This is a genomic window from Legionella cardiaca, assembly GCF_029026145.1.
GTDB classification, from domain to species: Bacteria; Pseudomonadota; Gammaproteobacteria; order Legionellales; family Legionellaceae; genus Tatlockia; species Tatlockia cardiaca.
The window spans coordinates 2,011,854-2,024,445 of the sequence record NZ_CP119078.1; the positions used below are offsets into that span (position 1 = coordinate 2,011,854).

The following is a 12,592-nucleotide window of genomic DNA, read 5'->3' on the forward strand; positions in this document are numbered from 1 at the left end:
TCGTAAACTAATGAGCAACTAAGGTCATTCTAATCGTTGAGGAATTCACAAAGTAAACGTTGGAAATGGTGTGTGCCTTGCTCTTTTGTGGGAGAATACCGTCCCGTATCATAGAATCGGGAACGCACGCCTTTTTGGACCGATTCAACCACCGCCTCATCTTCTCGTTCTACCTTATCAAGCTCCCCCCCTGCTCCTTTTCCCAATTTATCTGCATCAAGTACATAGGTTAGGAAAGAAACTTTGGTTAACTCAAGACCAAGTGGCTTTACAACGTTAACAGAACATCCCCAAGGATAAAAATTAAGCATGGTATTGGGAAATAGCCAATAATAGTAAGCAGCCACTTGTTTCCCATAGTCAGGTGAATCTTTAGGTAAATCAAAGCTTTCTTCACCATTGCTTGCCAAGGCTAATTGTAAATTGCAATAACGATACAGCTCCGTTGTGTAGGTATTACAATCAATTACCTGTCTTAATGAATGGTGTACAAAAGGAATATGTAACGCTTCAAGATAATTTTCACAATATAAAGCCCAATGTGCTTTTACCAAATAATCACGTGAACGATTAATATCAAGACGCATGTTTTCTATAGGCAACCAATAAAGGCGCTCTTTAATATCAGCCATAACCTCCTGAAATGGCATTGCAGGAGATAATGAGGCAAATATAAACGGCTCCAGGCACCCGAATGGTATGTGCTGAAGGTTATCTTTAGTGGATGGAAAATCTTTTGTTTTTTCAAACTCAGGCATATGAAGCAATTCACCGCAACGATTGAATCGCCGCCCATGATAAGAACATTTTATTTTATGAACCGTGCAAGGAGCATCAATTAAAAGATTACCGCGATGTGTGCAAACATTGCTTAAACAGCGCAAAGTCTCTTCATCTCTGATGAATAACAACGGTTCATCCAGGAATCCTGGCAACAAGGTAAAGGGATGCGCCTGTCCGCTTAATCGCAATACCTCTGAACTTAAACAAAACTGCCAGGTCTTCGCAAATAGTTTCTCTTTTGTTTGTTCAAACCAATCGGGTGAAGTATAAAATGAAGAAGGGATGGTAGATGCTTTTTCAATATCAGGATCAACATAAAAAGACTTCATGGGTACTTCCTTATACAATGCAAGTTAAACCTTTCCTACGGCACGCTGAATTGGCTATTTGGCTTAAACAGCTATTCATCTGGCGTGGCTAAAGCTATTGCATTTCCTTATCGCCTGTCAACTAATTATCTCTCTGTGTCCTATTGAAACGATGGGATAGCTGCATAAATTGCGTAGTTTTGATCAGTATGCTGCAAGGCGTTATTGGTTAAAATTTAATCATCATGTATTATGGGTTTTTCTGATGTCAAAAGAGAAATTAGGAAACTTAAATGCTCACGTAAAGAAAATGGATGAAATTTATTTTCGTGGTGATTCCCGAGATCCAAAAGAAATATTTGAATTTGGTTTTCAGCGAAAAGGTGGCACCTATGATTATTACCAGCAACATAAAAAAACAATAGAGCCTTCTATGCGTCCAAGAGATGACATTGAGCCGGCAAGCGCAGTATGTGTTACTGCGAACATGGATTGTGCTCCTATTTTTCCAATAGAGTTCGATAAACCCAACTCAGAAACTTGGATTTATATTGTTCAAGGAAGCAACATGTTTGAAACTCATGCCCATCAAGAGAGTTATCTAAAATTTGCTCAAGAATTAGCGGTCAGAGACATTCCCTCTGGCGATGTAATTTGCGCAATAAAATGCCAAAGATTCATGAATGTACATCCCAATATGCAGAAATTTAGCTATGCTGCGGGTATGCATTATCAATTAACGGGCGATATTATCTGGAATCCAAAATTACAAAACGAGGTTGAAACAGATGCCAAAAAGGAACGCAAACAAAAAATTATTAATTATGTAGAGGAAAGAAAAAATAAATATATAGAGTGCCCTATTCCTCGCAAAGAGGCCGACTGGCAACACCCAAGAACAATGAATGATGGCAGACCTTTGTCGCAATTAACTGAACACGAACATCAAGATTACGTCGCCTTAGTTGAGTTTTATCAACACATGTCTCAAGGAAAGCAGGAAGAAGCTTTCACTGTCCTCAATAATTGTTCTAATATAAACCAGCCAATTCCTGGAACCAAAGTTAAACCACTCGAATATGCATTGTCTACCATGGAACAACTCGAGCGATTAGATCAATATTTTAGTGAAGTTACGAAAAAACGTGATGGCATGTTCGGATTAGCATTCAGTACTGAGCAAAAAGATCATATTAAAACTTTAAAAAATTGCTATATGGAAATTGTAAAAAATAATCCCAAAGCGGTTCAGGAAAAAGTTAAGCAAGATATTAATAACCCTGATAGCTTGATAAATTGCCACAGAGAGGTACTTGGGTTTGGTTCCACCCAAACCACTAAAGACTTAAAAAGCGCACTAAAGAAAATAAAAGAGTCAGAAGAGAATTCCATGGACTGCTGCCCTCCCTCATCTGCATCACGACCATGATTTCTTAAATAAGTAAAATTAAGCTGTGCAAGCAATTATTTCTTGATTCATCTCACCTATTAAATCATTGGTTTTACCAGATAAACTGAAGAAAAATGTCCCCGTTAGGCCCTGTTTAATAAGTCCAGGAATGCCTAAAGGAATTATCATAAGCATATTTAGAAGAATAAGTCCGAATTTCTGTAAGCCATTATATTTATCCAAGGTACTGTTTAAATAAACTTCTTTAATATACCCTGCAATGGCAGCTGCCTGATCAATCTTGTCATCAGTAATCACCTCATATAAAAATCCAAGGGTATTGTTTAAAATACCAACTCGTCTATCTTGTACACCATATTTCTCCCCCAATCTTTCTATCTCGGTTTCGATGAGAGGAATCATTTGCTCTAAAACCAGCATGGTTACGTTAGATTTTAAAATGTTCTCTTTAATGAGCAAGGGAATAATTAATTTCGTGAGGTAGTCTTTAAAATTCTCCTTAATTTGCCAAGCATTCGTTTCTTCATCAAAATCGTAGATATCGCGTAAATTTAAAAGATTATTACTGATAAAGGGTTTTAAAATAGATTGAATACTTACATTTTCGTCTGGCTTTAATATTACACCTTGGTAAGGGTTTAACAGCGCATTAAAATTAACAACCAGATTATCCAGCATGGCCTTGGGTGTATAACGCTGTTTAAAAAAATGCGTTAACTCTTCTTTAGTAGCCTCATTGAGTGAAGCAGGCTTAAATCGTTCATCATCATAGCCCTTAATTTCACTATGAGCAGGAATTTGCCAACCCATTTCCTTTGCATGCTCCGCACAAAAATAGTGCACATGAATACTGTGTCCTTCAGTAATTTTATGTTTTGCAATCCAATTTTCAGCGAACTCGTTAATGATGTTTTTTCTTAACTCAGCTAACCACGAGGCAATCGAAGGCTTTTGAGTAAGCTCGTAGAGGATTTCGCATAATTGCGTATGCGCACCTGTTGCGCATACGATGATTCTTTCGCCTAAATTTAAAATAAATTGCGATTTTTTTTGGGCTTCCCAATCTTTAATGAGAAAAAAAATGGTTTCAAGATTCTTTTTGTAGGCTAAAAAATAGGCTTCCTGAACCGTAGGGTTGGAGTGCACATAACTGGTATCTGCTAATTTTAATTTTAACTCTTCAACTGCCTGTATAACCTCCTCCCCACTGAAACGATGATTTAAATGTGCAGGAACTTCAAACACCATTTTTGTCAGTTCGTCAATAAGTTTAGTAAGTTGTGTCGAGTAAATAGCTTTTTTTTCAGCGACATTGGAATAACAAGGAACATCCTTATAAAATTGCTTCATCACTTCAGTAAATTGACCTTCATCCACTTCTACAAATTCACTGGGCAAATAGGCATTGAAATTTAATTCATAAAGGTTTCTTGTCATCTGGATTATGATTCAAAAAAGATTGAGTTGCGCAATAATAACACATTCAAAATTTAAAGGAAAAGAAATTCTCCTTAATAAAACATTAAGGTTTAACTGTCATCATATAAACTTTAGCAGTAATGATTCCAATTTAAGCATAACGGTAGAATTATGACGTCCTCGAAGTCTAGATCTGAATCCTCCCCTCTAATACAAAAAGGGGAAAAACTTAGTCGTGATAAGCTCGATCCTACCTCCCATACCCATATAATTATAGAAAACTCTGAGGGTAAAAAGAGCTCTTATGAGATGATGCAAACCTTAGGTCGTGGTGCTTTCGGAAAAGTCTCTAAAGCAATAAACCCACTAACCGGCACTATAAAAGCTATCAAAAAAGTTAAACTCGAATTTAAAAGCAGCGATGAATTCATTCAAGAGATAGAAGCTTTAGAAAAAGAAGCGAAAGTGGGAGCTCATGCAGGCTTTACCCAAGCTCTATTATTCTTCCCAAAAGCCAAGGAGAAACAATTAGCAGAAGCTTATATGGTTAGTGAATTTTGTCCAGGTATGGATTTACATAAATTCATTCGAGATAGCAAATACACCCCTGAAGAATTTCTCATCATCATGCGCGGCATGTTTGGCGAGATGCATCGTCTACATAAATTAGGTATTATCCATGCCGACTTCAAACCAGCCAATTTTATAGTGAATGAAGACTTGACTGTTAAAATTGTTGATTTTGGATTTGCAACTTTTCAAGACGATGAAAACAAAGATCCTCGCGGAACACCACGTTATTCACCCGCGGAGTTATTTACCGGAGCCGACATTACACAAAAAGGTGACATTTATTCAGCAGGAGTCACTGCCGTAGAGGGCTTAGGTCAAGTGCATGAAGAAACTTTTACAGTAAACGGTAAAGAAATAAAAAGACTAGTACCCAATGAAAACCTGAAAAAAGATCTAGCCAAAGCCTGTCCAAAATTGTCTTCCAAGCAAGTAACAATCTTAGCAGACCTTCTACAAAAAATGACTAAGCAAACAGCTAGTAAAAGATTAAGCCCAGCAGAGTTTGATGACGTATTAGCAACATATGATGAAAAGATTTTACAAATCCCTCCCATACCTCAAGTTGTTAAAAATGTATCTACATTGCTTGATGGTGTAATTTCTATGCTGGAGCATAGGATTCTAAAAGCTTCTCCAATAGAAAAACAAGCAATAAAGGACACATTAGGAGAACTAGTTTTTACACCAGAGCAACTAAAGCATCCTAAAACTCTTTATGCACTGCGTGAAAAAATAGCGAGTGCGACTGCAAAAAACCGCCACGACTTCACGTTTGCACGACAAATTATGGGAGAGTTTCGCCATATAGCCAATCAGAGACTGAGCGGGAATAAATTTACAACTGAGAACACTTCAAAATTGGATTCATTGAAGAAATTGGCTAATCAATTTCTGCCAGTTAATCCTTGGGCTAGACTCAACGTTGCTGACTCAGCTGCTGCAGCCAGAGAAGAAGTAGAAAAACAATATCAACATAATTTTCGCTCTTAAAATAGAGCAATTAAATGTAACTCAGCTACAACCTTTTGCTTGTAGCTGAGTTACATATTACATCTTCACCAGGCTACTAAGAAATTTTCTGAATATGGCCGGAGAACAATGCGACTTACCGCTGAAGGGTTTCGGAAATCCTGCTCTATAAAGCGACACTGAAATCCCCACACTACAACACGGTGGTTGGAGCTTCCGATTGCCTATTTAAAATAAGTAGTCATTTTTAACGTTTAAAATGCTCATCTAATTTACGACGAATCGCCTCGAATTCAGGTATCGTTTTTGAATCAGAAACTTTTTCTCCAGAAATATGTTTTAAATTCTCTTTTTTAACTTGAAATTAGCAGGGATTGGTTGGTAGGACAGAAAAATAGAAAAGAGCACTAGACAAGGTTAATTGTCTAGTGTGTCATGATTAGCGTTTTTCTTGGCCCTGACCACCTTGCTGCTCTTTGCCTTGGCCTTGGCCAGGTTGATGGCCTTGTTTTTGTCCACCTTGACCAGGAGCTTGTTTACGTTCATCTTGATTTTGCCCCATTTTTTGGCCGCCTTGTTGATCTTGCTGATTTTGATTCCATTTGTTGTCGTTCATAATATTCTCCTTTGGTTGTAAGTCTAAGTATAGACCACTAAATTGTTGGTCCCTTATGTATCTAAAATTATAAGTAGATGATTTTTAAAATAATTAATTTTGATGCATTCGGCATTAATTACCATTGAAAATGAGGTCCACTAAGGCGTGGAGACGTATTAGATGGGGCTGAAACAATCAATTTTGAACTTTTCGTTATCTTTACGATAGGAAAGCATTTGCTGCATTGTTGAGTAGTCTAGGTCTTGTTATTCTAGAGTTGTGATTATAAATCTTGCACGGCTAACACAACCAATTAGGAAGTCAAAAGAAAGCACGGTGCGTATGCTTAAGAGACCTCTTAAGAACCTAATATGTTTTTAGTGACATCCACGTAACAAGCGAACCGCTGCAAGAGCTAACCCAATTTTCTTCTACCAAAACCCTGGAATTGTTCCTTGGAGCGAGGGTTTTAAATCAAGTACATTCCTCTGTTGTGCATTTGCTCCCTTGATTAATTTGCTTTAACCAATCAATCTCTCCAATCGATTTCACGGTCTTTTTGATCGTCAGCAACGAGAACTTGTAATTCTTCGGAACGAGAACCTTGTAAGTCTGGGTTATCGACACAGCCAAGAGTTGCTGCACTACCAAGTTTATTAGAAAAACACTCGCTAAACCGATTAAAACTCTCATTAAATTTCCTTAATACCAGGGAAGCGAAATTTTTCAAATTCCTCAACATTTATAGTTTTTAATCGATTACTTACTTCAGCGTGTGATAATTTTTCACAACCATCCAGCATATACCGACTAATCTTCCCACGTGAGCGAAAGGGTTTATCAGTCAGCACCATTTGAAATAGGCAATGGTCTTTATGCACTGCCAGGATAATTTCAGCATAACCCACTTTCACATCAGAGTTATCTTTGGGATAAAGCGGACTATCTAGTTTCCAGACAAAATGCTGAATTTTGTAATGTTGGTAGCGCTTTTTACCCTTCGTTAAGTCGTTAAAAAAATTGGTTATTCCGCGAGTTCCATAATAACGGCAGCCTTGGTCACCATAGTGTTTAAAAAATGTTTCAGAGATACGTTCAAGTGGACTTTTTTCTGTTACAAAATAATAAGGCCAGAAGACGACTTTAAATGCTAAATAGCGCATTAACTCAGGTCTTTCTTTGAACATATCAACCGATAGGGTCTGCTTCATGTTTCGAAAGCCAATGAGTGTCACATAGGTACGATAAAGGTGCACCAGAAATCCGATGAGATAAAACGATATTAAAATTTCCATTTACATTCTAATTTGGTGAAAAGGCACCCTACTATACAGCAAGTCTAGCCAATGTTTTACTAGTCTTAATGCCAATCCAAAGCTTAACAATTAAACAACCTTACTTACCGTTCAATCAAATGTTCTTGAGCATTCACTTGTTTTTTCGCTGAGTTTCTCAATACGTAGTCGATAAATCTTTCCTTAATCCTTAATTACTAGAATAACTACATCATCCATCACAAAGAGCGATAAGTTTATGCAATCTCAACAGGATAAGGTTAATCTACACGAACCCCCTGCTAAATAATTACCAAAACACTCTTTTTTCTCAAGTACCCATGGAACTCATGCAAATAATCAAGGAGTACAGCCTATTGCCAGGGCGTTACATCATGCAGTATGCACAGCAAGAGGATGTTACAGCCCTTTAGATTTGTTACAGGTACTCTTGAGGAAATAACCCTGTACTTTTAAAATTATTTGGAGGCTGTCTGGTATGTTTTTTCATTAATGATATCATCGATCTAACTAATGGATAGGCGATTTGATCATGTCTTTCAAATACTTAAATGAAATAATGGACTATGGCCTTTATCTTAGAGGTGTCATAATTACCATATACGCGATTATACTTTTTCGAACAAATTCTGCCAGGCTTTACGGAAGCCATTCGCCTCTGGACTTCATAATTTATATTATTTTGGGTGCTATTTTAGGTGAAGCGATTGTTAATAATATCCCTTTAATATCATCCATGATAGTTTGTACATTAATCATCGCCATTCATAGATTCCTCGCATATTTATCATTTAAAAGCCAAACAGTAGGCAAATACATTAAAGGAGAGAAACTTTGTATTATAAAAAATGGGAAGTACATTCAAAAAAATCTTCGTTGCTGTCAAATCACCACGAATGATGTTTTACAAGCATTAAGAGTGCAACATGGTGTAGAGGATCTAGACTTAATTAAGAAAGCAATTCTGGAACGAGGTGGACAAATATCATTTATATTAAAAAAATAGTCTGGTAATCCTAATCATACTTAATAAATTATTAGAAATATGCACATGGAAATAAAAGCAAACCTAACCTGATTGATGTTTACGGCAACCGGATTTATGACTCGCCCTTAATTGGGGAAAATGCAATTTACTCATTGCTTCAGCCAATCTTGGTGAATAATTAAAAATTATTTTAGAAATATGTCTTTGGCAGATTTAACCTGCCAAAGACTATTTGGGTTATTGTTTAAATGCTTCTTTTAAAGCATAACTGGCAACACCGTAAGCCAACAATGCCGCCTCATAATGAGAAGGTAAGGCACAAAAATCATGGAGAATACCACCACACTCCATAAATTCTGCATGATTGCCTGCATCAACCAATTGTTGATAATATTTTTTAGCATCGTCATGAATTGGATCACATTCTGCTGCAACAATTAATGCCGGTGGCAGATTTGAAAAGTCCTTTTGGAACTGAGGATTAGCAACAGGATCTTTCTCATCTTCTGGTTTTGACAAATACTGTTTTCTCATCCAATTTAGAGTGGTAGTTTCAAGAAAATAGCCACTTGCAAAGGTTTTGTCTGAGGGCATTTTGTTATTTAAATCGACCCAGGGATAGAAAAGTAACTGAAAGGATATATCCAGATCTCTATTTTTCTTGGCAAGATGGCAAATACTTGCGGCGATATTACCACCTGCACTATCCCCGCCCACGGCTAATTTGCCATTACAATCAAATTCACGAGCATGTCTTTGAATATAGCGGGCAACGTTATAACAATCCATATGCGCAGTGGGGAATTTATGTTCTGGAGCACGGCGAAAATCGACAGCGACCACCAGACATTGAGCACCTTCGCACAATGATCTGCAGGCATAGTCGAGAAACTCCAGTTCACCAAAAACAAACCCACCGCCATGACAATAAATTAATGCAGGTAAATCTTTAGCATCACGCGTAGGCTTATATAAACGCACCTTAATATTAGTACCTTCTATATTGAGTGTGCGATCTTCAACGTACACGTTGATTGGCTTTAATCTTCCAGCAATAGGAGCCGTTAGCTTATTGAACGCGGCCCTCCCTTCTTCAGGAGACAATTCGAGAAGATTACTCCCATTTAAAGCAGTTTTGGCTCGTTCGCTTAAGCAATGAATAAATTCTTTTGAATCAGGGTGAAGCATATGAGCTGCTGTATTCATGATAATTCCTTTCCTTAGAATATTTTTAAAATAATGACTAGAAAGCAAATATACCCAAAATAAAAATAGCAGAAAAAAAGCAAGACGCAATTCGCTCTTTTTTTGTTCATTAAAATCAAGGAAATAACTTAACTCATTTGAATCAGGAAATTCTTCAACTAGCTATGCCGTTTCAGGACAACAGACTAAATCACAAGAATTTTTAGTTGGTAGATTTTGTATTACGATTAAATCGCATTAAGGTATAATTTGCGCGCTCAACAGCTTCATTAATAGCTTGTTTAGGTGTCAGCATGCCAGCAAATATTGCTTCCAAGGCTTCATCATTAATAGCTCTTATCAAATTTTGCGGCCCTGTATGGTGTCGTCCTAAAGTCTGTCTGGTTAAATCTGATTTCGCCAGTTGGAGAATTGGATGTTTACTTTCTATAGCTAGTGTTCCGTACACGCCTGTCAGCCCCAAAGGCAAATAACCCGTATGCTGATGCCATTTTAATTGCGTATCAGGTTGTGCAAGATAAGCGAAAAACTTGGCAATCCCTCGATATACAGCCTCACTCTGCCCTGCCACAGCCCAAAGAGCAGCTCCTCCAGCAACATTATTATGACGGATTACACTCGCGGTTGAATCTAAAGGTAGTAGTGCCACACCTAATTTAAACTTAACTAATTCTGATAAGCTATTATAACTTCCTGACGATTGACTAAATAAAGGACAATGACCACTGGTAAACAGAACGGTCGCATCACTCGCCCGCCCTCCATATTCAAAATAATGCTTATCCTGCCAACTTTTTAAACGAGAAAGATGCCTGATAATTGCTTGATTGTTATAAGTAGCCGCTGCAAGCTTGGCATCAATCATGGGCAAACCATGAATGGCTGAGAATGCTTCAATTTGTATCCATGCTGGATAAGCAGTAGTGTAAACACAAGAAAAGCCAGCTTGTTGTAATTTATAAGCCAAACCCTCCATTTCCTGCCAGGTTTGCGGAAATGAATGCTCACTATAACCTACTTTTGCCAAAGCATCTGCATTGTAATAGATTACAGGAATAGACGTGTTAAAGGGCATCGCCAACAAACGCTCATTGTCACTGTAGAAGGATCTTACAGCCGGAAGAAAACTCTTTTTGGGAAGCACTAACCCCTGTTCTTCCATTACCTCATCAACTGGTTTAATAATGCCTTTGGGATAGAGCATGGTCGTCGTACCAACTTCAAAAATTTGTACGATTGCAGGCGGTTGTTTAGCACGAAAAGCAGCAGCAAAGCTGGTCATTGCTTCGCTGTATTCTCCTTTATAAGCAAGTTTAATAAAGTATTCATCTTGACTATGATTAAAGTCAGCAACTAACTGCCTTATCTCACTTCCTAAATGACCAGCAAGAGAATACCACATTGTAATCTCAACTGATTTGGCTTCTAGTCTAGGTATAAATAAAAGAAAAATAAGGCTTAATAACAACTTCATGATAATAGATCAGGATAATCACTGAATACAGCGTCCACACCCCATTCAAAAAGTTTCTTTGCTTGTCGTTTACGATTTACAGTATAAACCAACAGGGCATAACCTTGTTCCTTTACTTCACGCACTCGTGCAGCCGTAAGTGCACGTTTATTGTAATGGACAGAATAACACTGTAGTTCTTTGGCTTTTTGCAACCAGTCCTTATCCCACTGATCAAGTAATAATCCTAAAGGCATCTCCGGGGCAAGACTGCGGCATAAAGTTAATGCCGCCAAATCAAAACTTGACACTAAAGGCAGCGGCTTATTTGGTGGCCAATAGCGATTAATATGCGAAAGTACAGCGACCGTGGTTTGTTCCGTTGTTCCCGGATAAGGTTTAATTTCAATATTCGCTTGGGCATTGGAAAATGTTAACCACTCCAAGGCTTCACGGAAGTGAGGTATTTTTTCGCCACGATAACGCCGTGAAAACCAACGCCCTGCATCTAGCGACTTTAAATAGTCAGCAGTCACTAACCCTATTTCACCTTGACCATTCGTTGTGCGCTTTAACGTTTCATCATGGAAAACAAAAGGTTCACCATCAGCACTAACCATTACATCAAACTCGAGGTAACGACACCCTAAAGCCAGCGCTTTATCAAACGCTGCCAAAGTATTTTCTGGTGCGTAAGCGGAGGCTCCCCGGTGACCTATTATTTTATCAATGGCTTGCAGCTGTTGCATTAGGACTACTCTCTTCTCGGTTTGAAGCCAATTCAACCATGGCCGTCATCGTTAATTCATTACTCACTGTCAAAGCTGGAGCAGGACTTGCAGCAACCTCAGCATTTACCATCATGGTACTTTTTGCTCGATAAAGTTGAGGTTGGATGGGAACTGCATCACCTTCATTAAATATTAATGTGTTTAGGCTATAGTTTTGGCCGGTATAAATTTTATTCAATCTTGCAATTTCGTCGTTAACTTGTTGATACAGTTGTTGACGAAGCTGCAATTTGATTTGCTGTATTTCTTCAAGACTGGGTTTAAACTCAACTCCATTAATTGTGTAAGTGGCGCCAGGTTTACTGACATCTTTGGCATTCTGATAAATATTGGTTAAGCTCGCTTGAGGGACTCTCGCTTGAGCAGCCACGTATAATTTTTCTAAACCAGAATTATCCTGAGAGCGATCAAACTGCGTCAAATGCCACTCACCTGCTGCAATTTTTGCAAGCATGCTCATAATGTCAGCCCGAGCTTTTACCAGATCAGCATTCGTCAATGTCGCATTGATATTAACTGTAAGTAATGCAGTTTGTGTAGCAACCCATTTTTTTGCTGAAATCTGAAATATTACTTTATCAAGTAACATCTTGGGCTGAACAGCCATTGATAACGAACTACACATCGCTAATCCAAGCACTGCAGCTAGTTTTCTCATCCCTTCCTCCAATATTTTTCGAATCAGTTTACACCATGCCATTCATGCTTCCAATTTGTTTAAACAGATTCTAGGAAACTGCTTTTGGTATTTGTGTAAGAAAAAATACATAAAAGATAAAAAAAAAGAGCTTCAAAGGC

At 37.9% G+C, this 12,592-nt stretch carries 11 protein-coding genes; 3 read left to right on the forward strand and 8 right to left on the reverse strand.

All coding sequences use genetic code 11. The annotated features are described in order from the left end of the window. Positions 1 to 29: 29 nt before the first annotated feature. Positions 30 to 1,112, reverse strand: coding sequence for an SRPBCC family protein (locus PXX05_RS08580; protein ID WP_275087814.1), 1,083 nt, complete (start codon positions 1,110 to 1,112; stop codon positions 30 to 32). 244 nt (positions 1,113 to 1,356) lie between these two features. Here PXX05_RS08580 and PXX05_RS08585 point away from each other — a divergent pair, with 244 nt between their 5' ends. Then, the gene (locus PXX05_RS08585; protein ID WP_275087815.1) at positions 1,357 to 2,520 is read left to right on the forward strand and encodes a hypothetical protein; all 1,164 of its coding nucleotides are present in this window, start codon (positions 1,357 to 1,359) and stop codon (positions 2,518 to 2,520) included. Positions 2,521 to 2,538: 18 nt separating this feature from the next. Here the strand turns inward: PXX05_RS08585 and PXX05_RS08590 are convergent, their stop codons facing one another. After that, entirely contained in the window at positions 2,539 to 3,939 is a 1,401-nt protein-coding gene (locus tag PXX05_RS08590; protein WP_275087816.1) for a hypothetical protein, read from the reverse strand. A 291-nt stretch (positions 3,940 to 4,230) separates the two neighbouring features. Here PXX05_RS08590 and PXX05_RS08595 point away from each other — a divergent pair, with 291 nt between their 5' ends. Further along, positions 4,231 to 5,484, forward strand: a complete 1,254-nt coding sequence (locus PXX05_RS08595; RefSeq protein ID WP_275087817.1) for a protein kinase domain-containing protein — start codon at positions 4,231 to 4,233, stop codon at positions 5,482 to 5,484. A 418-nt stretch (positions 5,485 to 5,902) separates the two neighbouring features. Here the strand turns inward: PXX05_RS08595 and PXX05_RS08600 are convergent, their stop codons facing one another. Together PXX05_RS08600 and PXX05_RS08605 are read right to left on the reverse strand one after the other, a co-directional pair. Beyond that, a complete protein-coding gene (locus tag PXX05_RS08600) occupies positions 5,903 to 6,079 on the reverse strand; it encodes a hypothetical protein (RefSeq protein WP_275087818.1) in 177 nt (58 codons plus the stop codon). A 674-nt stretch (positions 6,080 to 6,753) separates the two neighbouring features. Then, positions 6,754 to 7,356: a hypothetical protein gene (locus tag PXX05_RS08605; protein ID WP_275087819.1), complete on the reverse strand. Its 603-nt coding sequence runs from the start codon at positions 7,354 to 7,356 to the stop codon at positions 6,754 to 6,756. A gap of 532 nt (positions 7,357 to 7,888) precedes the next feature. Between PXX05_RS08605 and PXX05_RS08610 the strand changes: the two genes are divergently transcribed. Next, entirely contained in the window at positions 7,889 to 8,362 is a 474-nt protein-coding gene (locus PXX05_RS08610; protein ID WP_275087820.1) for a DUF421 domain-containing protein, read from the forward strand. Between the two features lie 219 nt (positions 8,363 to 8,581). Here the strand turns inward: PXX05_RS08610 and PXX05_RS08615 are convergent, their stop codons facing one another. From PXX05_RS08615 to PXX05_RS08630, 4 genes are all read right to left on the reverse strand, one after another. Further along, complete coding sequence (locus PXX05_RS08615) at positions 8,582 to 9,550, reverse strand: alpha/beta hydrolase (RefSeq protein ID WP_275087821.1); 969 nt, start codon at positions 9,548 to 9,550, stop codon at positions 8,582 to 8,584. A gap of 202 nt (positions 9,551 to 9,752) precedes the next feature. Beyond that, a complete protein-coding gene (locus PXX05_RS08620) occupies positions 9,753 to 11,024 on the reverse strand; it encodes an extracellular solute-binding protein (protein WP_275087822.1) in 1,272 nt (423 codons plus the stop codon). Further along, complete coding sequence (gene ugpQ, locus PXX05_RS08625) at positions 11,021 to 11,752, reverse strand: glycerophosphodiester phosphodiesterase (RefSeq protein WP_275087823.1); 732 nt, start codon at positions 11,750 to 11,752, stop codon at positions 11,021 to 11,023. Before ugpQ ends, PXX05_RS08620 begins: the two co-directional genes overlap by 4 nt. Then, the gene (locus PXX05_RS08630; RefSeq protein ID WP_275087824.1) at positions 11,730 to 12,452 is read right to left on the reverse strand and encodes a hypothetical protein; all 723 of its coding nucleotides are present in this window, start codon (positions 12,450 to 12,452) and stop codon (positions 11,730 to 11,732) included. Before PXX05_RS08630 ends, ugpQ begins: the two co-directional genes overlap by 23 nt. Positions 12,453 to 12,592 lie beyond the last annotated feature (140 nt).

Coding starts and splice junctions, on each gene's coding strand:
- PXX05_RS08580 (WP_275087814.1), bottom strand. CDS start 1,112: ATGAAGTCTTTTTATGTTGATCCTGATATTGAAAAAGCATCTACCATC.
- PXX05_RS08585 (WP_275087815.1), top strand. CDS start 1,357: ATGTCAAAAGAGAAATTAGGAAACTTAAATGCTCACGTAAAGAAAATG.
- PXX05_RS08590 (WP_275087816.1), bottom strand. CDS start 3,939: ATGACAAGAAACCTTTATGAATTAAATTTCAATGCCTATTTGCCCAGT.
- PXX05_RS08595 (WP_275087817.1), top strand. CDS start 4,231: ATGATGCAAACCTTAGGTCGTGGTGCTTTCGGAAAAGTCTCTAAAGCA.
- PXX05_RS08600 (WP_275087818.1), bottom strand. CDS start 6,079: ATGAACGACAACAAATGGAATCAAAATCAGCAAGATCAACAAGGCGGC.
- PXX05_RS08605 (WP_275087819.1), bottom strand. CDS start 7,356: ATGGAAATTTTAATATCGTTTTATCTCATCGGATTTCTGGTGCACCTT.
- PXX05_RS08610 (WP_275087820.1), top strand. CDS start 7,889: ATGTCTTTCAAATACTTAAATGAAATAATGGACTATGGCCTTTATCTT.
- PXX05_RS08615 (WP_275087821.1), bottom strand. CDS start 9,550: ATGAATACAGCAGCTCATATGCTTCACCCTGATTCAAAAGAATTTATT.
- PXX05_RS08620 (WP_275087822.1), bottom strand. CDS start 11,024: ATGAAGTTGTTATTAAGCCTTATTTTTCTTTTATTTATACCTAGACTA.
- ugpQ (WP_275087823.1), bottom strand. CDS start 11,752: ATGCAACAGCTGCAAGCCATTGATAAAATAATAGGTCACCGGGGAGCC.
- PXX05_RS08630 (WP_275087824.1), bottom strand. CDS start 12,452: ATGAGAAAACTAGCTGCAGTGCTTGGATTAGCGATGTGTAGTTCGTTA.